Origin of the sequence: Citrobacter telavivensis, assembly GCA_009363175.1 — a bacterium.
GTDB classification, from domain to species: Bacteria; Pseudomonadota; Gammaproteobacteria; order Enterobacterales; family Enterobacteriaceae; genus Citrobacter_A; species Citrobacter_A telavivensis.
This window is the reverse complement of record CP045205.1, coordinates 2,631,843-2,655,533: the sequence shown is the minus strand read 5'-3', so window position 1 is coordinate 2,655,533 and position 23,691 is coordinate 2,631,843. Positions and strand designations below refer to the sequence as shown.

Genomic DNA, 23,691 nt, shown 5'->3' with positions numbered 1-23,691 from the left:
CATGAAAACCCAGGCCACTGTTCAACCGCCTTCCGCCGTCCCGGGGTCCCCCCTGATGCAGGTTAGCGGCGCGCTGTTGGGCATCATCCTGTTGATCCTGGCGGCCGCCTGGGTCATCAAACGTCTGGGCTTTGCGCCGAAAGGCAGCCATGCGCGCGGACTGAAAGTTTCCGCCAGTACCTCGCTGGGTCCGCGCGAACGCGTGGTGATTGTCGAGGTTGAGGACGCGCGACTGGTGCTTGGCGTCACGGCGTCAAACATCAGTGTGCTGCATACCCTCCCCCCGGCCCCTGTTGTGCCAGAAGAGACACCGTCTGCTCCTGCCGATTTTCAGGCCATGATGAAGAGTTTGCTTAAGCGTTCCGGGAGATCCTGATGCGCCGTTTGTTATCCCTTACGCTGACCGGTTTATGGCTTATCAGCCCCGCCGCACTGGCGCAACTTCCCGGTCTGGTGAGCCAGCCCCTGCCTGGCGGCGGTCAGAGCTGGTCGCTTCCCGTACAGACGCTGGTTTTCATCACCTCACTGACCTTTATTCCGGCCATTTTGCTGATGATGACCAGCTTTACCCGCATCATCATCGTCTTCGGTCTGCTGCGCAATGCGCTTGGTACGCCGTCTGCACCGCCAAACCAGGTGCTGCTGGGGCTGGCGCTGTTTCTGACCTTTTTTATCATGTCGCCGGTTATCGACAAGATTTACGTCGAGGCGTATCAGCCATTCAGCGAAGAGAAAATTTCGATGCAGGAAGCGCTGGATAAAGGGGCACAGCCGTTGCGTGAATTTATGCTACGCCAGACCCGCGAAGCCGATCTGGCCCTGTTCGCCCGTCTGGCAAACAGCGGCCCGCTTCAGGGGCCAGAAGCCGTACCGATGCGCATTTTGCTACCCGCCTATGTGACCAGCGAGCTGAAAACCGCTTTTCAGATCGGCTTTACGATATTCATCCCTTTCCTGATTATCGACCTGGTGATAGCCAGCGTACTGATGGCGCTGGGGATGATGATGGTTCCTCCGGCAACCATTGCCCTACCGTTCAAACTGATGCTGTTCGTGCTGGTTGATGGCTGGCAACTGCTGGTGGGTTCGCTTGCACAAAGTTTCTACAGTTAGAGGCAAAAAATGACACCCGAATCGGTCATGATGATTGGCACCGAGGCCATGAGAGTTGCCCTCGCCCTTGCCGCCCCCCTGCTGTTGGTCGCGCTGGTGACGGGGCTTATCATCAGTATCTTGCAGGCCGCCACGCAGATTAACGAAATGACGCTGTCGTTTATCCCGAAAATCGTGGCGGTGTTTACGGCTATCATCGTAGCCGGGCCGTGGATGCTGAACTTGCTGCTGGATTACGTGCGCACGCTGTTCACCAATCTGCCGTACATCATCGGATAAGACGACGGATGTTGCAGGTAACCAGCGATCAATGGCTGCAGTGGCTAAGCCTCTATTTCTGGCCGCTGCTGCGCGTACTGGCGCTGATCACCACCGCACCTATCCTCAGTGAACGCGCGGTCCCTAAACGGGTGAAACTGGGGCTGGGGATCATCATCACCATCGTCATTGCCCCTTCTTTGCCGCCTAACGATGTGCCGATTTTTTCGTTTAACGCGTTATGGCTGGCAATGCAGCAAATCCTGATCGGCATCGCGCTGGGCTTTACCATGCAGTTTGCCTTTGCGGCGGTGCGTACGGCGGGTGAGATTATCGGTTTGCAGATGGGGCTTTCCTTTGCCACTTTTGTCGATCCGGCCAGCCACCTGAATATGCCGGTGCTTGCCAGAATCATTGATATGCTGGCGATGCTGTTGTTTCTGACCTTTGACGGTCATCTGTGGCTGATTTCACTGCTGGTTGACACGTTCCACACCCTGCCTATTGGCGGCAATCCGGTGAACAGCAACGCGTTCCTGGCGCTGGCCAGAGCGGGGAGTCTGATCTTCCTCAACGGCATGATGCTGGCGCTGCCGGTGATCACTATGCTGCTAACGCTGAACCTGGCGCTGGGATTACTAAACCGTATGGCACCGCAATTATCCGTATTTGTGATTGGCTTTCCGCTCACCCTGACCGTGGGTATCACATTAATCGCGGCATTAATGCCGTTGATTGCGCCGTTTTGCGAACATCTATTTAGCGAAATTTTCAATTTATTAGCTGATATTGTTAGTGAATTACCCGTTAATAATAGTCCATAATGTTTATCGTGTTTTTCTAAGGATTATCCGAAAGTCATTCAGTAAAAACATCTACCAGGATAACTCTCACGCGCTTTATTTGTTTTTATCTCTCTCACATAACGCAACATTTACTTTACTTTAAGACAATTCCAGGCAAATTATACGTAACTTTACGGGATAGTAAGTCCGCCTGAAAACCGCATATGCGTCTCATTAGGTGAAGCATTCGATTCCGTTAAGTTGTGATGAGATATTCAGGTAAGGGGAATTATCGTTACGCATTGAGTGAGGGTAAGCCATGTCAACGATTATTATGGATCTATGCAGTTACACCCGGCTAGGTTTGACCGGGTATCTGGTAAGCAGAGGGGTGAAAAAAAGGGAAATCAACGACATCGAAACCGTTGACGAACTCGACATCGCTTGTGACACACACCAACCTTCTGTGGTGTTTATTAATGAAGACTGTTTTATCCATGATCCAGCCAACAGTCAGCATATAAAGCAAATCATTAATCAGCATCCCAATACGCTATTTATTGTTTTTATGGCAATTGCCAATGTCCATTTTGATGAATATCTATTAGTCAGAAAAAACTTATTGATCAGTTCAAAATCAATAAAGCCAGAATCACTGGACGATCTCCTTGGCGATATTCTGAAAAAAGAGACGGACTCCGCCGGGGTAATAAATTTACCGACGTTATCATTAAGTCGTACTGAGTCCAGCATGCTGCGCATGTGGATGGAAGGCCAGGGAACAATTCAAATTTCAGATCAAATGAACATCAAGGCGAAAACGGTGTCATCCCATAAGGGGAATATAAAACGAAAGATAAAGACGCATAACAAACAGGTTATCTATCATGTCGTCAGACTGACCGATAACGTGACCAACGGTATATTTGTTAACATGCGATGAGACGTCCCGACTGGTGGATGTCCCACCAGCCGGGCTTACATCGACCGTCGTAATCCTACTCAACCTTCTCCACAAAGATACCATCCTGATGCCCTGACTCGTTAAAGAACCAGATGCCGAGCGGGTAGTCTTCCAGCGAAACCAGGTACATTGTGCCTTCACTAAACTCTTCCACTGCCAGTACCACGCCAGGGCGACGAGAACCGCCGTCCGTTTTGACTGTGACCCGATCATTCACCTTCATCATTATCCTCCTGTGGCTTTGTGCCAGTGTAGAACAAAAACTGCCGCCTGACAGCGTCTGACCGGTTCAATTGCGGGTTTTCTCAACGGTCTATACTTAGTCTGTGGCACGGTTAATGACGAGGTTGAAATGAAGACCGCGAAAGAGTACAGCGATACCGCAAAACGTGAAGTCAGCGTCGATGTTGACGCGTTGCTGGCGGCGATTAATGAAATCAGCGAGAGCGAGATTCATCGTAGCGGAAACGATCCGGACAGAGTCAGCGTGGATGGTCGCGAGTATCATACATGGCATGAATTAGCCGAGGCGTTTGAGTTGGATATCCATGACTTTAGCGTCACGGAAATTAATCGCTAACCGGCAGCGAAAAAAATCCCGACCCTGACGGGTCGGGATGAAACTTGCTTATGCAAGAAGCACTTGAAAATTCGTTACACCAGGAAATCTGATGTACGCTAAACCTTATCCGCAATTTTTTTGCATGACAAGCAAATATTTTTCAGACAAATGATTAATCCTTCTAATGGTTAGGGCGGACAGGCTGTCAGCGCTCATGATGACGGGATCGATCCCAATTCCCTGTCAGGCAAAATACCCTATTTTTAGGATTTATCCAGAATACCGCGACTAACGTGACGGGAATAAAAATGCTTTCACTCGACGCTCCACTGCTGATTTTTACCGATCTCGATGGCACGCTGCTGGACAGTTATACCTATGACTGGCAACCCGCTGCCGACTGGCTCGCTCGCCTGCGTGAGAAAAATATTCCCGTGATCCTGTGCAGCAGTAAAACCGCCGCAGAAATGCTGCACATCCAGAAGTTACTCGGCTTACAAGGACTACCGCTGATTGCTGAGAATGGCGCCGTGGTTGAACTGGACAGCCGCTGGCAGACGCATCCTGACTTTCCGCGTCAGATCTTCGGGGCCTCACATGCTGAAATTAGCGCCGTACTGAGTAAACTTCGTGCCCGCTCCGCGTTTAAATTCACAACGTTTGATGATGTCGATGAGTCCACGATCGCCGAATGGACCGGCTTGTCACCTGCCCAGGCCAGTTTAACGCGCCTGCATGAGGCCTCTGTCACCCTGATCTGGCGCGACAGCGATGAGCGCATGGCCGAGTTTGCCCGACAACTAAACGATCTGGGATTGCAGTTTGTCCACGGCGCCCGCTTCTGGCATGTCCTGGACATCACATCAGGAAAAAACTATGCGGCGAACGGGCTGATTGATCTCTATCAGCGCCAGTGGAAGAGACGCCCGGTCACCGTTGGCCTCGGCGATGGCCCGAACGACGCTCCTCTGCTTGAAGCGATGGATTACGCGGTGATCGTCAAAGGACTGAATCGCGAAGGGGTGGTTTTACGCTCCGACAGCGCGGTGCAGGTTTACCGCACACAGCATAAAGGGCCCGAAGGCTGGCAAGAGGGTATGACCAGGCTGTTCACTGCGCCTTAGCCCCGATCCGCCGCGCAAACCCGGTTACGTCCCGCCTGTTTTGCCTGGTAGAGTCTGCGGTCCGCCAGCGACTGGAGTTGCTCAAAATCGTAGTCCCCGGTTTCCTGGGTGCTACTCACCCCGAGTGAGGCACTTATCCGCAGCGTTGCGCTTTTCGCCACCAGAATCTCTTTCTCATTCAGCCGCTGGCGGATACGTTCAGCTATCTGCTCCGCCTGCGCCAGAGACGTTTCTGGCAGAACCACACAGAACTCCTCCCCGCCCACGCGGCCGGCAACATCATAAGTACGCAATGTGCCGCTGATTAAACCTGCGGCATGCGTTAACACCCGATCCCCGGCCTGGTGGCCAAAACGGTCGTTGATGCTTTTGAAGTGATCCAGGTCGATCTGAATAACCGACAGCGGTTGTTTTTGCGTTCGACAACGCTGGGTCAGCTGTTTGGCTTTTTCAAACAGCGCCCCGCGGTTATACAAGCGGGTCAGCGTATCGTGCCATGCCTGCCACTGAAGTGAACTTTGCAGCACAAACATATTGCTGACCATATGGCGAATAACCACCCAGGAGATGATCAGCATCGCGGTGAACAGCGCCCACAGTAACGCCAGCGCAATACTGATGCTGCCGAAATCGCCGTGTACTCCTTCGCTTAAGGTATGTACCCGCACCAGCACACCATCAAAATGGTCCAGCCGTTCCCAGCTAATATAGCGGCTCCCCATGCGCAAACCGCCTACCGTATCCTGCTCAATATCATGCGCCAGCATCGCCAGTTCGCGCTCGTCAAACGTCTTTGCATTTCTCAGTTCCGGCGTTGAGGCTGCCAGCAGTTTCAGTTTACTGTCGTAGAGTTGGTACTCCCCTTCCACATCCTTGTCGATAGCCTCATCCATAAACCGTTCTACCGCTGAAACGGGGATCGTCATCGCCAGCACCCCGAGCCAGTAATAGTTGTTATCCAACGGTACACTGACGGTTACACGCTGTTGCTCATAGCTGAGTTCGGGTGACGGCGAGGTAAACCAGCGCACGCCGCGCGTCCGGTTTTTTCGCTGCGACTGCTCGGTAAACCAGGGTTGAATCACGTAGTCGTAGTAGCGGGTGGTAATTTCGCTCGAGAGCGATGTCGGCAGCGTGGAGACGTAAAATCCCGCGCGTGAGACATACATCGCCTGTAGTGACAGGGACGCGCGGGTGATCGCCAGGCGCAGCAGATAGCCGACTTCCAGCGCGGCAGTCAGTTCGTTATCCAGCGATTCGTTGTCACGCGAGAGCAACTGAGTTTGATTCACAAACGAATCAGAAACGCCATTCAGCGGCAGCGTTCGTCGCTTATCCAGTTCTAGCTGCCAGACGCGCGAATGACGTAACTGTTCAAAATGGGTAACCGCATCTTTTAAGACGGAAAATCCCAGTGGGGTGATCAGCGCCTCGTGCATCCCGTCACGCAGAAACAGCAGTTTATCCACATTGAATTGCAGTTGCTTGTCGAGGGCGTTGGCGACATTTTCCAGATGATTGCGCTGGCTTGAGATATAAGCGTCTTCCAGGACAACCACTTCCCGCCAGGTCAGCAGGGTTGAAAAGAGCATGACGATCAGAAAACAGAGATTCACGACATGGCCAGGGCCGAGTCGCCGCGCCAGCGTTTTCAGCCAGCCCCAGTTTTCCATCGTTGTTTCGTGCGGCACTCTGACCACTCCCTACTCGCGATTGCTTTCCTAATCCTGGCATAACTCAGTACGTTACGTATTATGGCCGTCACGTATTTTTTGAATTTAAGAAAACGCCCGACAGTCGCCGGGCGTTTAGGCATCAGGCTCATTCACACCGTTGTCTGGCATCACCGGAAACGAGTTCATTCTCATGGAATGCTTTTCGCTTGACGCCAAACCCATCATACCACCGACACTCCACCATACCGCTGGAATAGCCGGTGACAATCATGCGTGGACCGCCCTCTTTCACAGTCACTTCCTCACTGACCGAAAAAACCATGTTACCTCCTGTATACAGTGAACGTTTTCACCTTAGACGAGGATGTCTGGTTTTGCCTCATTGTGGGGAAGACTTTTAGTGCGCCACCCCGCGCACTCTGGCCACGGCTTTTACCAGCAGCACGACGATCGCGCCGATGATAAAGCCCAGCACCAGATTAAGAAGCGTCGGCAAAATCAATGCCACCACGGCGCTTTGCTGTTGGGCGAACTGTTCAATGGCATGATGTAACGGCGCAACGCCGTGCACCACAATCCCGCCGCCCACCAGGAACATCGCCAGCGTGCCAACCACCGACAATGATTTCATCAGCCACGGCGCGACAACCAGCAAACCTTTACCTAACGCCTGCGCCAGCACGCTGGTTTTTTCCGCCAGCCAGTAGCCCATATCATCCAGCTTAACAATCAGTCCGACCAGGCCATAAACGCCAATTGTCACCACCAGCGCGATCCCCGACAGGACCAGCACCTGATTGAGCAACGGCGCCTCGGCCACAATCCCCAGCGTGATCGCCACAATCTCCGCAGAGAGAATAAAGTCGGTTCGCACCGCGCCTTTGATTTTATCTTTTTCAAACGCCAGCGGATCCTGCGCCGCCAGCGCTTCCAGCCGCCGTTGTCGTTCAGCCGGATCTTCTTTGTGTTTTCGCGATTCGAGGGTATGCAGAACTTTCTCCACCCCTTCAAAACAGAGGAAGGCGCCGCCAATCATTAACAACGGGGTAATAGCCCAGGGAATAAAGGCACTGATGAGCAACGCCAGCGGCACAAGGATCACTTTGTTGACGAGCGAGCCTTTCGCCACGCTCCAGACCACCGGCAGCTCACGATTCGCTCTAACCCCCGTCACCTGCTGCGCGTTAAGCGACAGGTCATCCCCCAGAACGCCAGCGGTTTTCTTCGCGGCCAGTTTGCCCATCATCGAGATGTCATCCAACAGCGTGGCGATATCATCGAGTAAGGTCAGTAAGCTACTTCCTGCCAAAATTATTCCCTCATTTTTTTCTTCTTGAAGCGTTAAGTATGGAGTAAAACGCATAAGCCTGAAACTGGCATCATTCGTCAACATTTTTCTAACAAGATGCGTGAATTATATCGCTCGCCAGTCCGATAGTTTTCGCGTTTACTATGTCGCTTGTTAGCGTTTCTCACGTGAGGGATTATGCGTTTCAGGCAGTTGTTACCGCTTTTCAGCGCACTGTTCGCGCTGTATATCATCTGGGGTTCCACCTATTTCGTCATCCGTATCGGTGTGGAGAGTTGGCCGCCGCTGATGATGGCTGGCGTCCGTTTTCTCACCGCCGGGGGAGTGTTAACCGCCTTTTTACTGTTGCGCGGTCATAAACTTCCGCCGCTTCGCCCGCTGCTTAACGCGGCGCTGATTGGTATTTTACTGCTGGCCGTCGGCAACGGCCTGGTCACGGTGGCAGAGCATCAGGACGTCCCCTCCGGCATCGCGGCGGTCGTGGTGGCAACAGTCCCACTGTTCACCCTGTGCTTCAGCCATTTCTTTGGCATCAAAACCCGCAAGCTGGAGTGGATGGGGATTGCCATTGGCCTGGCGGGGATCGTGATGCTCAACAGCGGTGGCAACCTGAGCGGCAATCCGTGGGGGGCGATATTGATTCTGATTGGTTCAATCAGTTGGGCGTTTGGTTCCGTCTACGGTTCCCGCATTACACTGCCGACAGGAATGATGGCGGGTGCCATTGAGATGCTCGCCGCCGGGATCGTGCTGATGTGTGCTTCGCTTATCAGCGGTGAAAAACTGACCGCGCTACCGTCACTGTCAGGCTTTCTGGCGGTCGGCTATCTGGCGGTGTTTGGATCCATCATCGCCATCAACGCCTATATGTATTTGATCCGTAACGTCAGCCCCGCACTGGCAACCAGCTACGCCTACGTGAACCCGGTCGTTGCGGTGTTACTGGGGACGGGACTGGGAGGTGAACGTCTGGCACTGATTGAATGGCTGGCGTTGGGGGTTATCGTTTTTGCGGTGGTTCTGGTGACGCTGGGGAAATATCTTTTCCCTGCCAAACCGACGCTTGACGCGGTGGAAAACGAAAAAACGTTACAGTAAATGCATCCCCTGAGTGTCGATCTGCGCGGGCGAGCCTCCGCCGCAGATCCATTCTTCAAGACGTTCAGACAGCGCAACGTCAGCGAGCTTCTCCCGCCCTCGTAATGCACATTCCCAAACGATCAGCACCCGCCAGCCAAGTACCTGCAAACGCTGGATATCACGGCGATCGCGCTCCACGTTTTTACCGATCTTATCCAGCCAGAAGTCTGTGCGCGTAGCCGGCACTTTAAACAGGTAGCAATGATGGTGATGCCAGAAACAGCCGTGGGTAAAAATCACGCAGCGGTATTCATCCAGTACAAAATCGGGACGCCCAGGCAGCGATGCATCCTGAACGCGATAGTCGAGTCCCTGCTCCGCCAGCAGTCCCGCCAACCGTTTTTCGATGGCAGTATCGCGGGTCGCGATGGCCCGCATATTTTTACTGCGCGTTGCCTTATCGTGAACGTCCGCCATGCACGTTCTCTTGCTGGCGTAACGCGACAGCTGCTTTAATTTTCTCTTCCAGCAACGTCGCCACGGCGGCGAATGCGGGCACCACGACGGAGTTACCAAACTGGCGATAGGCCTGGGTGTCAGAAACGGGGATACGGAACTGGTATCCCTGCGGCGATTCAAAACCCATCAGCCGCGCGCACTCTCTCGGGGTTAAGCGGCGTGGACGATGCTGCTGGTTTTGCGGATCGTCGAAGTTTACTTCCCCGGCAGCAAAATCCCAGCCACGGTCGATCAGGATTTCTGCACCATCTTTGTAATAGCGCGCGGAAAGCGTGCGCGTCACACTATTCGGATTCGCGGGATAGACCATGCCGTAGCCAAAACCGTTGCCTTTCGCCTGATGCTTTTTCGCGTAGCGGTAGAGATATTTCCATAGAACGGGCGTCAGTACATATTTGGCTTCGACTACCGGTTCTAACAGCTCCGCCAGAGTAGTGCGCCGCTGAGGATAACGCGTCCTGATATCACGCAGGGTAAAATCGCGCTTCAGATTCAGATCGCGACGAAATCCAACCAGCACAATACGCTCCCGGTGCTGTGGCAAGAAATGTTTGCCATCTATAATTTTCGGATCGTCCGGGCCGTTATCCTCTGCATCAGCGACGTCGTAGCCCAGCTCATCCAGCGTTTGCATAATGATGCGGAACGTTTTGCCCCGATCGTGACTCTTCAGGTTCTTCACATTTTCCAGAACGAAAATCGGCGGACGGCAGGCGTCAATGATGCGCACGACGTCAAAGAACAATGTTCCCTGGGTATCGCAGGCAAAGCCATGGGCTCGTCCCAGCGCATTTTTCTTCGACACGCCGGCAAGCGAAAATGGCTGACACGGGAAGCCTGCCAACAGGACATCGTGCTGAGGCACATGCTGGCGAATATGTTCTGCCGCCTGACTGTCGCTAACGCCTTCGTGATGGCTGAGCGTGATATCGCGAATGTCTTCATTAAAATGGTGGCTCGCCGGGTCGCAGTAATAGTTGGCTTTATAGGTGCGCACCGCATGTTTGTTCCACTCGCTGGTAAACACGCACTGCCCGCCTATCGCTTCAAATCCGCGACGAATACCGCCAATGCCAGCAAAGAGATCAATAAACCGAAAGGCATAGTGAGGATGGTGCGCAGGCGGCGTGGGCAACAGAGAGCGTAAAAACGCCGACTCTCGTTCGCTTAATCGATGCCATGCCGAGGCATTCGCCACCACGCGTTTTAAAATAGCCGGACTCCAGTGGTTCTCGCCGATTCCATTCAGGTGAGCCACCAGCGTTTTAACATCATAAATTTCCAACAATTTCGCCAACAGCGCCTGCACAGCGTCTGCATTGCTGTCTGTCGCGGGAACCAGCGAACCTGTTACTGAAAGATTTTGCTGCATATCGTCAACCGGCCAAAAAAGAGTGTCGTCAGGTTAACATAAAATTGGCTTTACGAGTGGCTGGGGCGAAATGCGTGGATCACCACAGGATCGACAGACTCATACTCCCCTTTTAGCTCAGCACTCAGTTTTGCCATGTAGTTTACCAGGAACGCCGCATTATGCCGGGCCAGTTCACGTCCACGCTCGGTTTGCATGGTGCCGGGCAACGCCAGTAGTTTGGTCTGGAAGTGATCGAGGGCGAACTGTTTATCGTTAAGCGCACGCCGCTCTGCAAAGGGATCTTCACCATCAAAAAGCGCCACGCCTAACGCGCCCGAAACCGCAAAGACCCGTGCCAGCCCTATCGCGCCCAGCGCCTCAAGTCTGTCAGCATCCTGAACGATTTTTGCTTCCAGAGTAAGCGGGACAATGTTCGCGCTAAAACTGTGGGCCTCGATCGCATGGCAAACCGACGCCAGTCGCGGTTCGGGGAAGGTCGGAAAGTCCTGGATGAGGATACGGCAAGTTTCAGCAGCCGCCAGAACCGACGAGCGATGGCGATCCGGATGATTTTTGGCAAGACTGACAATGTCATGGAAATAACAGGCTGTCAGCACGACCAGCCCATCTACGTCCTGTCCTTCCATCAGTTTCCGGGATGTTGCCCAGACGCGGCGAAAATGAAAGATATCATGCGCGGTATCCTGCCGGGTGTGATGGTTACCTAGCCACGCTTCAAATTGTGATTGCCAGTGCTGAAGATCCACATTGCCTCCCGTACGTTAAGAAACGCTACAGTAGCAAGTTTCTCCCGTGTCTTCACGTTGGCTGACGGCGCGGACGCGTATACCAGGCGATGCCGCCGAGGATCAATCCCACCAGCCCGAGTACCAGAAAACCCAGCAGAGCGCCCATCCATTTCCCACTGGTTGAGCCAAGTGAGCTTTCGAATCCAGCAACCTGAATCGACTCGATGTGGCTGATCACCCACACGTAGCGAAGCATGGCCCAGACAAAGTAAACGCAGAAAGCGTAAAACACCCACAATGCCAGTTTTCCGCCCAGACTCCGTGTTGCTCTTTCTTCCATACTGCTCAAGGGAAACTCCATTTTTGTAATGTGACTCAAAAAAGATCATTGCTCATTTTTGTGATTATAATCACATTTTTATGTTATGTGTGCCACAACACCACCGCCAGTCATTGATTTTGCATATGTATTGATCCAGGGCAATTTTAGTTATGTCACAAAAATCCTCTGCTACTTCCCGCGGTATTAGTAATCGCCCTGTTTTCCGTTTATTTACTCATATTGCAAACAAATAAAACATTCACCCCACCATCCCGTTTTTTTTTATATTATCCATATCATTATGAACGAGTCATTAGCCTTTTTATCGTTAAATTAACTTGTTTTTATAACCAACTCCTATGCCAGTTTCCTTATTATTATCCCAGACTGATTGATACACGCTCACTCAGTAATTATTCAAATGATTAATGCTATCAAATGAAATCATAAACATTTAATATAACACCATAATAAATGTGAATGTTTTTTAAATAAACCATATAAAATTAATTATAAAAAACCAAAATGAAATATTTGGAAATATTTAAAATACAATTGTTACATGTTATTTTTAAAATAAAATGAACTCTATAGAATAGTATCCAACGTGTTCTTCTGGAAAGGGGAATATATTCACGTGAATTATCATCATAAGGGAAAACATAATGAAAAGAAAAGTATTGGCAATGCTTGTTCCTGCATTACTTATTGCTGGCGCGGCACATGCAGCTGAAGTCTATAATAAAAATGGCAATAAAGTAGATCTCTACGGAAAAGTGGATGGTTTACACTATTTTTCAGACGACAGCGGCAGCGATGGCGATCAGACCTACGCCCGTCTTGGCTTCAAAGGCGAAACCCAGATCATGGACCAACTGACCGGCTACGGTCAGTGGGAATACAACATCCAGGCCAATGGTACCGAAGGCGACAAAGGCGATTCCGCAACTCGTCTGGCCTTTGCCGGTTTAGGTTTCGGCCAGAATGGTACCTTTGACTATGGTCGTAACTACGGCGTGATTTACGACGTAGAAGCCTGGACCGATATGCTGCCAGAATTTGGTGGCGACAGCTACACTCAGACCGATGTGTATATGCTGGGTCGTACTAACGGTGTTGCCACCTACCGTAATAAAGATTTCTTCGGTCAGGTTGATGGCCTGAACTTTGCGCTGCAATATCAGGGTAACAATGAAGGTTCAGGCGGATTCGCTGGGCAAGAAGGTTCTGGTAACAGCACCAACCGTAAGCTGGCTCAAGAAAACGGCGACGGTTTCGGTATGTCCACCTCCTACGACTTTGACTTTGGTCTGAGCCTGGGCGCGGCTTACGCCAATTCCGATCGTACCGATAATCAGGTTACTCGTGGTTATGGCGATCGTTCCCATGCCAACAACTATGCTGGCGGTGAAACAGCAGAAGCCTGGACCCTGGGTGCGAAATACGACGCGAACAATATCTATCTGGCCACGATGTATGCTGAAACCCGCAACATGACTTACTACGGCAGTGGCAAAGGTGAAACAACTGGCGGTATCGCTAACCAGACTAAAAACTTTGAAGCGGTCGCGCAATACCAGTTCGATTTCGGTCTGCGCCCATCCATCGCCTACCTGGTATCTAAAGGTAAGGAACTGGGTGGTCAGGATCACGATGGTGATGGTAACCCACGTTACACCGACAAAGATCTGGTGAAATATGTTGATGTAGGTATGACTTACTACTTCAACAAAAACATGTCTACCTACGTTGATTACAAAATTAACCTGCTGGACAATGATGACCACTTCTATGCAGACAACGGCATCGCGACTGATGACGTGGTTGCCCTGGGCTTAGTGTATCAGTTCTAATTTCCAGAATGATGTCAGGCCCGCTTCCGGCGGGCTTTTTTGTACCTCTTATACTCATTCCACGGCAGAATTCCCGCCTTGACCGTACGCGAAACCGCACCTGAGCATGGTTTGGTAAAACTCCCGCGTAGAAATTCACTCACCAAAAGAGACTGCTGATGTTTTTGCATTTTCTTATTATTAAGAATGTAAAAACAGCCAACACTTTATTGCTCCGGTTTAAAATAAAACAATAAATTAGAAAATTCGACAAGCAAATAAGACTTTTACCAAAATATTTATCCAATGATATCGCCGAACTTTTTGACAACATTTTTTGACCTATTTATAGTCACTGCATGGAATAAAGTACGACGGCAGGCATGAGAACAGTTTATTCTTAACGCACTCTCGCAAGAGGGAAGCTAAAAACCCCTTAATTTTCAGCCTTTCTGATAACATCCGGCAATAGAGAACTATTCTCCAGCCTCTCGTCTTAACCGCATCATATAAATAACCCGGTGATGATGGGAGAAAACATTATTGCCCCACGTATGCAAAATGACAGGGTTCATAGTACCCGCAGTCTGGGTACTATACAGGAGTAGTATGAGCATCAAACAACACAATGAAAATACTGGGGCCGATCGCCTCACTGAATTTAAAATACGTTCTGCCTCAATTCAACTGGCGACGATCGGCGCTATTGGTTTGAATGCCATTGTCTTTTCGCCATTAGTGGTTGCTGCTGATTTAGGCAGTCAAAATGGTACCAATATTACAGTTAATGATGGTGACAGAATTACAGGAGATAACGTCGATCCTTACGGGAGCATCTATGGCGTAATGACCCCTACAGGCAATACTCCTGGCAACATCAACCTGGGTAATAATGTTACCGTCAATGTCAACGACCCCTCCGGATATGCAAAGGGGATCATTCTTCAGGGTGACAACAGCACCCTGACAGCTAACCAACTGACAGTAAACGTTGTCGGTCAGACCGCTGCCGTCGGCATTACCTTAAATGGTAACTATACGCATGCTGACTTAGGTACGGGCAGCACCATTAAAAGTAACGGTAACGGCGTCATTGTTGGCCATAGCTCTACGCTATTAGCCAGCCAACTCTCCATTGAAAACGCGAACGGAACAGGCTTAAGCATCAACGACTATGGCAGCAGTGCCGATCTTGGTAGCGGAAGCCAAATCAAAACCGAGGGTGGCTCAGGGGTTTATATCGGTGGTCTCAACGGTAATTCAGCTAACGGTGTTGCACGTTTTACCGCGACAGATCTGACGATCGATGTTCAGGGTAACAGCGCCTTAGGCATAAACGTACAGAGAAACTCTGTTGTCGACCTGGGAACAAACAGCATCATTAAAACCAATGGCAGCTATGCGCACGGCATCTGGAGCTTTGGCCAGGTTAATGCGAGTGGACTCACAGTGGATGTGAATGGTACTGACGCCAATGGAATTGAAGTGCGTGGTGGAACGACCACTATCGGTGAAGGCAGCCACATTTCTTCCGCCCTGGGGGGTGGACTCGTGACCAGCGGCACAGGCGCAACGATCAATTTTTCCGGTTCGACAGCGCAACGGAACAGCATACTCTCTGGCGGTTCTTACGGTGCCTCTGCCCAGAGCGCAACGGCCGTTATCAACTTGCAAAACACCGACATTACGGTGGATCGCAATGGCAGCCTGGCGCTGGGTTTGTGGACACTTGGCGGCGGTAAAATAACCGGTGATAATCTGAGTATCACTGGCACGGCGGGAACCCGGGGGGTTTACGCCATGACTAACAGCCAGATCGATCTGACAAACGATTTGGTCATTGATATGAGCACGCCCGACCAGATGGCCATCGCGACTCAACATAACGATGGCTATGCTGCCAGTCGAATCAACGCCTCGGGACAAATGCTGATCAATGGCAGCGTACTTTCCAGAGGTGGGGTGATCAATCTGGACATGCATTCCGGATCTGTCTGGACGGGTTCCTCCTTCAGCGACAATATCAATGGCGGGACACTGGACGTCGCAATGGATAATAGCGTCTGGAACGTGACGAGCCATTCCAACCTCGATACGCTGGCGCTGACTCATTCAACCGTCGATTTTGCCAGCCACGCCTCAACCGCCAGCGCATTTACCACGTTAAACGTCGCGAACCTGAGCGGTAGCAGCACTTTTGTTATGCGTGCCGATGTCGTTGGCGAGGGGGATGGCGTTAATAACGCAGGAGATTTACTGAATGTCAGCGGAAGCAGTGCCGGTAATCACGTATTGACCATCCGCAACCAGGGCAGCGAGGCGACAACGGGAAATGAAGTCCTGACCGTTGTCCAGACTCCCGACGGTGCGGCCTCATTCACCGCTTCTTCTCAGGTTGAGCTGGGGGGATATCTGTATGATGTGCGTAAAAATGGGACCAACTGGGAACTTTACGCTTCCGGGACAGCTCCGGAGCCGGCTCCTGATCCAACACCAGATCCGGCTCAGCCTCCCGTCGTAAAACCCTCTCCCGCGCCTAAGCCAACCACGACCGCAGATGCTGGCGGCAATTATCTCAACGTCGGTTATCTGATGAACTATGTCGAAAACCGCACGCTGATGCAACGGATGGGCGACCTGAGAAATCAGAGCAAGGAAGGTAATATCTGGCTTCGCGGTTACGGGGGAAGCCTGGACTCTTTCGCCAGTGGCAAACTGAGCGGCTTTGACATGGGTTACAGCGGTATACAGTTTGGCGGAGATAAACGTCTCTCTGATGCAACGCCGTTGTATGTGGGTCTGTTTATTGGTTCAACGCGCGCGTCGCCAGACTATCGCGAAGGCGATGGTACTGCACGTTCAGACTACATGGGGATGTACGCCAGCTACATGGCACAAAGCGGATTTTACAGCGATCTGGTTGTAAAAGCGTCACGCCAGAAAAATAGCTTTCATGTACTGGACAGCCAGAACAACGGCGTTAGCGCCAGCGGTAGCACCAATGGATTCAGCGTCTCTCTGGAAGCCGGGCAGAAATTCAGCCTGAACCAACCTGGTCATGGGTTCTATATTGAACCACAGGCCCAGTTCACTTACAGCGACCAAAATGACATGGATATGAAGGCGAGTAATGGCCTCAATATCCATCTGAGCCACTACGATTCGATGCTGGGGCGTGCCAGCATAGTACTGGGGTATGACGTCACCGCAGGTAACAGCCGGTTGAATATGTATGTGAAGACCGGCGGTATCCGTGAGTTTTCAGGGGATACAGAGTATCGGCTGAACCGCTCCCGGGAGAAACACAGCTTCAAAGGTAATGGCTGGAACAACGGCGTGGGTGTGAGTGCACAGTTCAACAAGCAGCACACGCTCTACCTCGAAGCCGATTACACGCAGGGAAATGCTTTTGATCAGAAGCAAGTCAACGGCGGATATCGCTTCAGCTTTTAAGCGCGATGCGGGGAGTGAAGCCGGGATGGACGGATAAAGCATTGTCCTTAACACGAGCTAAAAAGCGCCAGAAAGTGTCATCATTATTTGAAATATATCAATTTCAAAACAATCAACAGAATGCGAAGGTGCGCCAGCACCTCTGCATCTTCCACCACAATGCAGTTGATGCAACACCCTTTCACAGGCACGTTTAAAAGCGCCCTGGCGGGCACGACTGCGACCAGGTCTCGCCAGTTTGCACATCATGGGTGAAAGCGGACGCAGACCACAAAATGAAACATCAGGTTCATGTTCAGGATCGCAAAGTCAGAATATTCACAGCCCTGTATCTTCCTGTTTTGGGTAAATCGGAAGATGATGATGGCGCGAAAAACACCGGATGGGTATACCAACACGATACCAAGTGTGACGGGCGTCGTTGAAAGGAACGTAGCTAACTGCTTGAATAGTGGCGGAGAGAGGGGGATTTGAACCCCCGGTAGAGTTGCCCCTACTCCGGTTTTCGAGACCGGTCCGTTCAGCCGCTCCGGCATCTCTCCGTTTTGATGGTTGCCATCATGCCAGGTAATTTGGCATTTTAACAGACCCTGTCCCTTCAATTTTGTTCAAGTGACGAGTTTGCGAGCAAAACGATGATTAAGTGGCCCTGGAAAGCACAAGACTCCGCGCAAAATGAATCTGCCCAGTGGGAGGAAGCCCTTGCGATCCCCCTGCTTGTGACCTTGACTGCGCAAGAACAAGCCAGACTCATTGCGCTGGCAGAGCGATTCCTGCAACAAAAAAGGCTGGTCGCCCTTCAGGGTTTCGAACTCGACTCGCTGAAAAGCGCACGCATCGCTCTGCTTTTCTGTCTACCGGTTCTGGAACTGGGTATCGAATGGCTGGATGGCTTTCATGAAGTGCTGATCTACCCTGCTCCCTTTGTTGTCGATGACGAATGGGAAGATGATATTGGCCTGGTCCATAACCAGCGCGTCGTTCAGTCCGGACAAAGCTGGCAGCAAGGGCCGATCATCCTGAACTGGCTGGATATTCAGGACTCTTTTGACGCCTCAGGATTTAACCTGATTATTCATGAAGTTGCCCATAAACTGGACATGCGTAATGGCGATCGCGCCAGCGGCATCCCGCTGATTCCTCTGCGGGAAGTTGCCAGTTGGGAACATGACCTACACGCCGCTATGAACAATATTCAGGATGAAATTGATCTGGTCGGTGAAACCGCGTCGAGTATTGACGCCTATGCGGCAAGCGATCCGGCGGAATGTTTTGCCGTCCTGTCAGAGTATTTCTTCAGTGCCCCGGAGCTCTTTGCGCCACGGTTCCCCGCGCTGTGGCAACGCTTCTGCCAGTTTTATCAGCAGGATCCTCTGCAACGCCTTCGTGATAGCGAAGACGATGACTCGTATAACCCCGCGCAGGTTCACTGATCCCTCGCATTGAGGATTAATTAACCACTTGAAAAGGCGTGCTAATTTTACTGTTGACACGCCGTAGTGAGGTCAGTATCATGCGCCTCGTTCACACGATTCCTCTGTAGTTCAGTCGGTAGAACGGCGGACTGTTAATCCGTATGTCACTGGTTCGAGTCCAGTCAGAGGAGCCAATTTCCTGCTTTCATGCATCCTTGCGAATCATTATATGATGTTGGTTCAACAGGTTAGCGTGAAAACTCTTCCCGATGCATTTTGATTTTATCCTCCGCATCGGGAGAATTTGGTGGTCAGATTTGGGGTCAGTTTGGTTCGATTATGGAGTGACCCCCATATGTCTCTCAACGACACGAAAATCCGCAGTCTCAAGCCTTCTGAAAAATCCTTCAAAGTCTCCGATTCACACGGTCTATACCTCTTGGTCAATCCAGGCGGCTCACGTCTCTGGTATCTTAAGTATCGAATTAACGGTAAAGAATCCCGCCTTGGCTTAGGCGCTTATCCCGATGTATCCCTTTCCGACGCCCGGCAACAACGAGACGGTATCCGCAAGTTGCTGGCGCAGAACATTAACCCCGCTCAGCAACGTATAGCCGAAAGAGCCGCCCGCTCACCGGAAAAGGTCTTTAAGACAGTGGCGCTGGCGTGGCATAAAAGCAATAAAAAATGGTCGCAGAATACCGCTGACCGTCTGCTTGCCAGCATGCACAATCATATTTTTCCGGTTATCGGACATCTGTCCGTCACGGAACTTAAACCCCGTCATTTCATTGACCTGCTGAAAAGCATTGAGAAAAAAGGTCTGCTGGAAGTCGCGTCCCGCACGCGGCAGCACCTCTGTAACATCATGCGTCATGCGGTTCATCAGGGATTCATTGACAGCAACCCGGCGGCAAACCTTGACGGCGTGACAGCGCCCCCCGTTAAGCGCCACTACCCCGCCCTGCCGCTGGAACGCCTGCCGGAATTGCTGGGGCGCATTGATGGTTATCAGCAGGGACGAGGGTTAACCCGTCAAGCGGTCCTTCTGACCCTTCACCTGTTTATCCGTTCCAGTGAACTGCGTTTCGCCCGATGGAGCGAGTTTGATTTCAGGAACTGTATCTGGACCATCCCCGCTACCCGCGAAGCTCTTCCCGGTGTTCGTTATTCAGGACGCGGAGCCAAAATGCGCACGCCCCACATTGTTCCATTATCCCGGCAAGCCATCGTTATCCTGAAACAAGTAGAGGAAATCTCAGGTCATCTGGAACTGGTGTTCCCCGGTGACCATAACCCTTACAGGCCAATGTGTGAAAATACAGTCAACAAGGCACTGCGACTGATGGGCTATGACACAAAAATGGACATTTGCGGCCATGGCTTTCGGGCAATGGCATGCAGCGCCTTAATGGAATCCGGACTCTGGTCGAAGGATGCTGTTGAACGCCAAATGAGTCATCAGGAACGCAACAGCGTGCGGATAGCTTATATCCACAAAGCTGAACATCTGGAAGCCCGTAAAGCGATGATGCAGTGGTGGTCTGATTATCTTTATACGTGCCGGGAAAACTATGTTCCCCCATATATATATAGTAAAAATATCAGTCATGAAGCTACCTGAGTCAGCAAAAAACTAATCAGGATTACGATAACAACAGCATCTGACAACGCAGATGCTGTTGTTATTTTTCTGTATCTTCTTCATGGTATTTCCCCTTCCATTTATCCTTGTCAGTTGGTATTAAAATCCGCCCTGTAATTTTAGAACAAAACAATGAGGGGTATGATATTCACAGAGGGTTATAACTCATCACGCTTTATACCAGAACTCTTTTTCAGAACAGGTTTATTCCTTCTGACAGCCCCTGGTGTATGATGCATTTCATTTCTCATCGCTCGGGTAAATACCTGCTGACTGGTAAACCCGAGCATAAAGCACACCTCTATGACGGGTATATCCGTATTCTCCAGTAAAAAACAAGCACGTCTTAGTTTTTCAAGCTTTATATATTTCCCTAGACTTATTCCTGCCACCTCCTTGAACATCCGTTGAAAATGCCATTTTGAATAACCAGCTTTTGCAGAAACATCCTCAACCTTCAGCGGCTCCTCCAGATGCTCATCAATCCATTGCATAATTTCATACACCACAAGTCGGTTTATCTTTTCCTTCCGTATTTTTTTTATGTCCATATATAGCCCCCCACAATGAGGCAGACAGGAATAACAGAAAGGCCAAAGCCCTGTTCACATCATCTGATGATTGAGATTCCACATGATCCACAACGACCCGGTAATAATGATAAAGATAATGACAGCGGAAAAGACAATGGTTACGAGGTTCCAGCGCATTTCAGAAGAAGCATTCAGGTGAAGAAAATACACCAGATGTACCAGCACCTGAACAACGGCACACGTCATGACCCCGCCTGCGATGATCCCTGCGGAAACACCACTGTCCATAACCAGCCAGAACGGGATCGCCGTCAGAATGATCGACAGGAGAAAGCCGGTTATATAAGACATCGTATTGCCGTAAGCTACGCCCTGTGCGTCTGCAGAATGTCTCATGGCATTGCTCCCATCAGGTAAACAATACTGAACACGCAAATCCAGATGACATCGAGGAAATGCCAGAACAGACTCAGGCATATCAGACGGGGGCGACTGAATCCTGACAGACCTCGTCGGGCAACCTGATACATCAGGAGCAGCATCCAGATCAGTCCACATGTCACATGCAGACCATGGGTGCCCACCAGAGTAAATAGCGCTGACAGGAAGCCACTGCGCTGTGGGCCGAAACCCTCAGCAGTCAGGTGACTGAACTCCCAGACTTCCATTCCGATAAAACCCAGACCACACAGAAATGTCAGGGTCAGCCATCCAAGTACACCGCCCTCGCGGTCTTTATCCATGCTGATAACAGCAAAACCATAGGTAATCGAGCTAAACAGAAGCAGCACAGTTTCCGCCAGTACAAACGGAGGTTCGAAAATATCCTTACCCGCCGGACCACCTGCAATGTTATGAACCATGACGCCGTAAGTCGCGAACTGGGTGGCGAAGATAATGCAGTCGCTCATCAGGTAGATCCAGAAGCCGAAGACCTTACTGGTACCTGTACCCTGATGCCCGTGCTCAGCACGGGTGCGGAAGGATGAATCCAGGGCTTCACTTACCATATGTCACACCGGCTTTGTTTATTTCTGCAAAGTGCTGATCCTCGATTTTTTTTATCTCGGCGACGGGTACGTAATAATCCACATCTTCATCGAAGCTTTTAATAACCCAGGTCAGGATAATCCCGAGGAATGACAATCCCGCCAGCCACCAGATATGCCAGATAGCCCCGAAGCCAAACCCGATGCAGAGCAGACCAATAATCAGCCCCGCCCCGCTGTTTTTCGGCATATGGATTTCGGCATAGTTAGCAGGTTGCTTGTATGCCTCCCCTCTTTCCTTCATTTCCCAGAACGCATCACGTTCGTGGACAAAAGGCACTTCAGCAAAGTTATAGAATGGCGGCGGGGAAGAGGTGGACCACTCCAGTGTCCGTCCGCCCCACGGGTCGCCGGTCATATCTCGGTTTTCGTGGCGGTCGCGCACCGACACCCAGAACATAATGACCTGGCACAGTATCCCGCAGGCTATCAGCGCAGCACCGCTGGCTGCCACGACCAGCAGGGGATGGAACTGGGGGTCAATATTCTGACTCAAGCGGCGGGTCATCCCCATGAACCCCAGCACATAGAGCGGCATAAACGCCACATAAAATCCGATGATCCAGAACCAGAACGCCCTCTTGTTCCATTTTTCATTCAGGGTGAACCCCGTCGCTTTCGGGAACCAGTAGGACACACCAGCCATACTGCCGAACACCACTCCGCCGATAATGACATTATGGAAGTGGGCAATCAGGAACAGGCTGTTGTGCAGGACAAAGTCAGCTCCCGGCACGGCCAGCAGGACGCCGGTCATCCCCCCTATAGAAAAGGTGACAATAAAACCTACCGTCCATAACATAGCGGAGTGCATCTGAATGCGCCCCTGATACATGGTGAACAACCAGTTGAAGATTTTCACACCAGTCGGGATAGCGATAATCATCGTCATGATCCCGAAGAAGGCGTTAACGTTCGCACCGGCTCCCATGGTGAAGAAGTGATGCAGCCATACCAGGAAGGAAAGCAAAGTGATGGCGACCGTTGCCCACACCAGCGAGGTATAACCGAACAGACGTTTCCTGGAAAAGGTTGCCACCACTTCCGAGTAGACCCCGAAGACCGGCAACACCAGGATATACACTTCCGGATGGCCCCACGCCCAAATCAGGTTGACGTACATCATCATGTTGCCGCCCATATCATTGGTGAAGAAATGGAAGCCCAGATAGCGGTCAAGGGTCAGCAATGTCAGCGTGACGGTCAGCACAGGGAAAGAAGCGATAATCAGCACGTTGGTACACAACGACGCCCAGGTGAACACCGGCATCTTAAACATCGTCATACCCGGTGCACGCATTTTCAATATGGTGACGAAGAAGTTAATCCCGGTCAGTGTGGTCCCGATCCCCGACAGCTGGAGTGTCCATATCCAGTAATCCACCCCGACACCGGGACTGTACGCTAACTCCGAAAGCGGCGGATATGCCAGCCAGCCGGTGGTCGCAAACTCCCCCACTCCCAGGCAGAGATTAACCAGCACCACGCCTACCACCGTTAACCAGAAACTCAGGTTGTTCAGGAAAGGAAAAGCCACATCACGCGCGCCAATCTGCAGGGGCACCACAATATTCATCAGGCCGATAACGAAAGGCATCGCCACGAAAAAAATCATGATTACACCGTGACCCGTAAAAATTTGATCGTAGTGCCAGGGCGGCAGATACCCCGCCCCTTCCACTCCGGATGAGGCCAGTACCTGCTGGCTGCGCATCATGATTGCATCGGAAAAGCCGCGCAGTAACATCACGAACGCGACGATGATGTACATGATCCCGAGCTTTTTATGGTCAACGGAGGTCAGCCATTCGGACCATAAATATTTCCACTTACCGTAATATGTGATGGCGGCAACAATTGCCACACCAAGTATCAGAATAGCAACGATCGTCACCCTGACAATCGGGTCCTCAGGTATGGCATCCAGCGTCAGTTTTCCTGTGAGCATA

The 23,691-nt window shown here is 51.3% G+C and carries 24 protein-coding genes and 2 tRNA genes; 13 read left to right on the top strand and 13 right to left on the bottom strand.

Going from position 1 to position 23,691, the window contains the following annotated elements:
• Window position 1: 1 nt before the first annotated feature.
• The 5 genes from fliO to rcsA all read left to right on the top strand — a co-directional run bounded on the left by fliO (window position 2) and on the right by rcsA (window position 3,099).
• Window positions 2-376, top strand: coding sequence for a flagellar type III secretion system protein FliO (fliO, locus tag GBC03_14940; GenBank protein ID QFS71409.1), 375 nt, complete (start codon window positions 2-4; stop codon window positions 374-376).
• Window positions 376-1,113 (top strand): flagellar type III secretion system pore protein FliP, encoded by a 738-nt coding sequence (fliP, locus tag GBC03_14935; GenBank protein QFS71408.1) that lies wholly within the window; start codon window positions 376-378, stop codon window positions 1,111-1,113. Before fliO ends, fliP begins: the two co-directional genes overlap by 1 nt.
• A gap of 9 nt (window positions 1,114-1,122) precedes the next feature.
• The gene (fliQ, locus tag GBC03_14930; protein QFS71407.1) at window positions 1,123-1,392 is read left to right on the top strand and encodes a flagellar biosynthesis protein FliQ; all 270 of its coding nucleotides are present in this window, start codon (window positions 1,123-1,125) and stop codon (window positions 1,390-1,392) included.
• 8 nt (window positions 1,393-1,400) lie between these two features.
• On the top strand, window positions 1,401-2,195 hold the full coding sequence (gene fliR / locus GBC03_14925) for a flagellar type III secretion system protein FliR (protein QFS71406.1): 795 nt from the start codon (window positions 1,401-1,403) through the stop codon (window positions 2,193-2,195).
• A 280-nt stretch (window positions 2,196-2,475) separates the two neighbouring features.
• On the top strand, window positions 2,476-3,099 hold the full coding sequence (rcsA, locus tag GBC03_14920; GenBank protein ID QFS71405.1) for a transcriptional regulator RcsA: 624 nt from the start codon (window positions 2,476-2,478) through the stop codon (window positions 3,097-3,099).
• 55 nt (window positions 3,100-3,154) lie between these two features.
• Here rcsA and dsrB read toward each other — a convergent pair whose 3' ends face one another.
• Complete coding sequence (dsrB, locus tag GBC03_14915; GenBank protein ID QFS71404.1) at window positions 3,155-3,346, bottom strand: protein DsrB; 192 nt, start codon at window positions 3,344-3,346, stop codon at window positions 3,155-3,157.
• A gap of 126 nt (window positions 3,347-3,472) precedes the next feature.
• Between dsrB and yodD the strand changes: the two genes are divergently transcribed.
• Together yodD and GBC03_14905 are read left to right on the top strand one after the other, a co-directional pair.
• Entirely contained in the window at window positions 3,473-3,700 is a 228-nt protein-coding gene (gene yodD, locus GBC03_14910) for a YodD family peroxide/acid resistance protein (protein QFS71403.1), read from the top strand.
• Between the two features lie 290 nt (window positions 3,701-3,990).
• Window positions 3,991-4,806 carry a mannosyl-3-phosphoglycerate phosphatase-related protein gene (locus tag GBC03_14905; protein QFS71402.1) on the top strand — a complete coding sequence of 272 codons (816 nt, stop codon included), beginning with the start codon at window positions 3,991-3,993 and terminating at the stop codon, window positions 4,804-4,806.
• Here the strand turns inward: GBC03_14905 and yedQ are convergent.
• From yedQ to GBC03_14890, 3 genes are all read right to left on the bottom strand, one after another.
• A complete protein-coding gene (yedQ, locus tag GBC03_14900; GenBank protein QFS71401.1) occupies window positions 4,803-6,497 on the bottom strand; it encodes a cellulose biosynthesis regulator YedQ in 1,695 nt (564 codons plus the stop codon). The two genes, GBC03_14905 and yedQ, sit on opposite strands and share 4 nt — an antisense overlap.
• Window positions 6,498-6,627: 130 nt before the next feature.
• The gene (locus tag GBC03_14895; protein ID QFS71400.1) at window positions 6,628-6,804 is read right to left on the bottom strand and encodes a DUF2158 domain-containing protein; all 177 of its coding nucleotides are present in this window, start codon (window positions 6,802-6,804) and stop codon (window positions 6,628-6,630) included.
• A gap of 75 nt (window positions 6,805-6,879) precedes the next feature.
• A complete protein-coding gene (locus GBC03_14890) occupies window positions 6,880-7,797 on the bottom strand; it encodes a DUF808 family protein (protein QFS74012.1) in 918 nt (305 codons plus the stop codon).
• A gap of 171 nt (window positions 7,798-7,968) precedes the next feature.
• On the opposite strand from GBC03_14890, the gene yedA reads away from it, so the two are divergent.
• Window positions 7,969-8,889: a drug/metabolite exporter YedA gene (yedA, locus tag GBC03_14885; GenBank protein QFS71399.1), complete on the top strand. Its 921-nt coding sequence runs from the start codon at window positions 7,969-7,971 to the stop codon at window positions 8,887-8,889.
• Here yedA and vsr read toward each other — a convergent pair.
• From vsr to GBC03_14865, 4 genes are read right to left on the bottom strand one after another with little or no spacing between them, the layout of a single operon-like run.
• Window positions 8,881-9,348, bottom strand: coding sequence for a DNA mismatch endonuclease Vsr (gene vsr / locus GBC03_14880; GenBank protein ID QFS71398.1), 468 nt, complete (start codon window positions 9,346-9,348; stop codon window positions 8,881-8,883). The two genes, yedA and vsr, sit on opposite strands and share 9 nt — an antisense overlap.
• Entirely contained in the window at window positions 9,329-10,762 is a 1,434-nt protein-coding gene (gene dcm / locus GBC03_14875; protein QFS71397.1) for a DNA (cytosine-5-)-methyltransferase, read from the bottom strand. Before dcm ends, vsr begins: the two co-directional genes overlap by 20 nt.
• Window positions 10,763-10,812: 50 nt before the next feature.
• On the bottom strand, window positions 10,813-11,511 hold the full coding sequence (locus GBC03_14870; GenBank protein ID QFS71396.1) for a phosphohydrolase: 699 nt from the start codon (window positions 11,509-11,511) through the stop codon (window positions 10,813-10,815).
• A 52-nt stretch (window positions 11,512-11,563) separates the two neighbouring features.
• A complete protein-coding gene (locus tag GBC03_14865; GenBank protein QFS74011.1) occupies window positions 11,564-11,833 on the bottom strand; it encodes a hypothetical protein in 270 nt (89 codons plus the stop codon).
• 647 nt (window positions 11,834-12,480) lie between these two features.
• Between GBC03_14865 and ompC the strand changes: the two genes are divergently transcribed.
• Together ompC and GBC03_14855 are read left to right on the top strand one after the other, a co-directional pair.
• Window positions 12,481-13,668 (top strand): porin OmpC, encoded by a 1,188-nt coding sequence (gene ompC / locus GBC03_14860; protein ID QFS71395.1) that lies wholly within the window; start codon window positions 12,481-12,483, stop codon window positions 13,666-13,668.
• 588 nt (window positions 13,669-14,256) lie between these two features.
• Window positions 14,257-17,100 (top strand): autotransporter outer membrane beta-barrel domain-containing protein, encoded by a 2,844-nt coding sequence (locus tag GBC03_14855; GenBank protein ID QFS71394.1) that lies wholly within the window; start codon window positions 14,257-14,259, stop codon window positions 17,098-17,100.
• Between the two features lie 452 nt (window positions 17,101-17,552).
• Here the strand turns inward: GBC03_14855 and GBC03_14850 are convergent.
• Window positions 17,553-17,642 (bottom strand) — tRNA-Ser (locus GBC03_14850).
• Between the two features lie 93 nt (window positions 17,643-17,735).
• On the opposite strand from GBC03_14850, the gene mtfA reads away from it, so the two are divergent.
• The 3 genes from mtfA (at window position 17,736) to GBC03_14835 (ending at window position 20,139) form a co-directional block, all read left to right on the top strand.
• Window positions 17,736-18,533, top strand: coding sequence for a DgsA anti-repressor MtfA (mtfA, locus tag GBC03_14845; GenBank protein QFS71393.1), 798 nt, complete (start codon window positions 17,736-17,738; stop codon window positions 18,531-18,533).
• Window positions 18,534-18,633: 100 nt separating this feature from the next.
• Window positions 18,634-18,709 (top strand) — tRNA-Asn (locus GBC03_14840).
• Between the two features lie 161 nt (window positions 18,710-18,870).
• Complete coding sequence (locus tag GBC03_14835) at window positions 18,871-20,139, top strand: DUF4102 domain-containing protein (protein ID QFS71392.1); 1,269 nt, start codon at window positions 18,871-18,873, stop codon at window positions 20,137-20,139.
• A 179-nt stretch (window positions 20,140-20,318) separates the two neighbouring features.
• Here GBC03_14835 and GBC03_14830 read toward each other — a convergent pair whose 3' ends face one another.
• From GBC03_14830 to GBC03_14815, 4 genes are read right to left on the bottom strand one after another with little or no spacing between them, the layout of a single operon-like run.
• Entirely contained in the window at window positions 20,319-20,711 is a 393-nt protein-coding gene (locus GBC03_14830) for a helix-turn-helix domain-containing protein (protein ID QFS71391.1), read from the bottom strand.
• A gap of 54 nt (window positions 20,712-20,765) precedes the next feature.
• Window positions 20,766-21,089, bottom strand: coding sequence for a cytochrome o ubiquinol oxidase subunit IV (cyoD, locus tag GBC03_14825; protein ID QFS71390.1), 324 nt, complete (start codon window positions 21,087-21,089; stop codon window positions 20,766-20,768).
• Window positions 21,086-21,703 carry a cytochrome o ubiquinol oxidase subunit III gene (cyoC, locus tag GBC03_14820; GenBank protein QFS71389.1) on the bottom strand — a complete coding sequence of 206 codons (618 nt, stop codon included), beginning with the start codon at window positions 21,701-21,703 and terminating at the stop codon, window positions 21,086-21,088. Before cyoC ends, cyoD begins: the two co-directional genes overlap by 4 nt.
• The gene (locus tag GBC03_14815; protein ID QFS71388.1) at window positions 21,693-23,690 is read right to left on the bottom strand and encodes a cytochrome o ubiquinol oxidase subunit I; all 1,998 of its coding nucleotides are present in this window, start codon (window positions 23,688-23,690) and stop codon (window positions 21,693-21,695) included. The genes cyoC and GBC03_14815 overlap by 11 nt, the downstream gene beginning before the upstream one ends.
• Window position 23,691: the final 1 nt, after the last annotated feature.

What these genes read in the sequence shown, in the direction of transcription:
- fliO (QFS71409.1), top strand. Translation starts at nt 2, where the DNA reads ATGAAAACCCAGGCCACTGTTCAACCGCCTTCCGCCGTCCCGGGGTCC.
- fliP (QFS71408.1), top strand. Translation starts at nt 376, where the DNA reads ATGCGCCGTTTGTTATCCCTTACGCTGACCGGTTTATGGCTTATCAGC.
- fliQ (QFS71407.1), top strand. Translation starts at nt 1,123, where the DNA reads ATGACACCCGAATCGGTCATGATGATTGGCACCGAGGCCATGAGAGTT.
- fliR (QFS71406.1), top strand. Translation starts at nt 1,401, where the DNA reads ATGTTGCAGGTAACCAGCGATCAATGGCTGCAGTGGCTAAGCCTCTAT.
- rcsA (QFS71405.1), top strand. Translation starts at nt 2,476, where the DNA reads ATGTCAACGATTATTATGGATCTATGCAGTTACACCCGGCTAGGTTTG.
- dsrB (QFS71404.1), bottom strand. Translation starts at nt 3,346, where the DNA reads ATGATGAAGGTGAATGATCGGGTCACAGTCAAAACGGACGGCGGTTCT.
- yodD (QFS71403.1), top strand. Translation starts at nt 3,473, where the DNA reads ATGAAGACCGCGAAAGAGTACAGCGATACCGCAAAACGTGAAGTCAGC.
- GBC03_14905 (QFS71402.1), top strand. Translation starts at nt 3,991, where the DNA reads ATGCTTTCACTCGACGCTCCACTGCTGATTTTTACCGATCTCGATGGC.
- GBC03_14895 (QFS71400.1), bottom strand. Translation starts at nt 6,804, where the DNA reads ATGGTTTTTTCGGTCAGTGAGGAAGTGACTGTGAAAGAGGGCGGTCCA.
- yedA (QFS71399.1), top strand. Translation starts at nt 7,969, where the DNA reads ATGCGTTTCAGGCAGTTGTTACCGCTTTTCAGCGCACTGTTCGCGCTG.
- vsr (QFS71398.1), bottom strand. Translation starts at nt 9,348, where the DNA reads ATGGCGGACGTTCACGATAAGGCAACGCGCAGTAAAAATATGCGGGCC.
- dcm (QFS71397.1), bottom strand. Translation starts at nt 10,762, where the DNA reads ATGCAGCAAAATCTTTCAGTAACAGGTTCGCTGGTTCCCGCGACAGAC.
- GBC03_14865 (QFS74011.1), bottom strand. Translation starts at nt 11,833, where the DNA reads ATGGAAGAAAGAGCAACACGGAGTCTGGGCGGAAAACTGGCATTGTGG.
- ompC (QFS71395.1), top strand. Translation starts at nt 12,481, where the DNA reads ATGAAAAGAAAAGTATTGGCAATGCTTGTTCCTGCATTACTTATTGCT.
- GBC03_14855 (QFS71394.1), top strand. Translation starts at nt 14,257, where the DNA reads ATGAGCATCAAACAACACAATGAAAATACTGGGGCCGATCGCCTCACT.
- mtfA (QFS71393.1), top strand. Translation starts at nt 17,736, where the DNA reads ATGATTAAGTGGCCCTGGAAAGCACAAGACTCCGCGCAAAATGAATCT.
- GBC03_14835 (QFS71392.1), top strand. Translation starts at nt 18,871, where the DNA reads ATGTCTCTCAACGACACGAAAATCCGCAGTCTCAAGCCTTCTGAAAAA.
- GBC03_14830 (QFS71391.1), bottom strand. Translation starts at nt 20,711, where the DNA reads ATGGACATAAAAAAAATACGGAAGGAAAAGATAAACCGACTTGTGGTG.
- cyoD (QFS71390.1), bottom strand. Translation starts at nt 21,089, where the DNA reads ATGAGACATTCTGCAGACGCACAGGGCGTAGCTTACGGCAATACGATG.
- cyoC (QFS71389.1), bottom strand. Translation starts at nt 21,703, where the DNA reads ATGGTAAGTGAAGCCCTGGATTCATCCTTCCGCACCCGTGCTGAGCAC.
- GBC03_14815 (QFS71388.1), bottom strand. Translation starts at nt 23,690, where the DNA reads ATGCTCACAGGAAAACTGACGCTGGATGCCATACCTGAGGACCCGATT.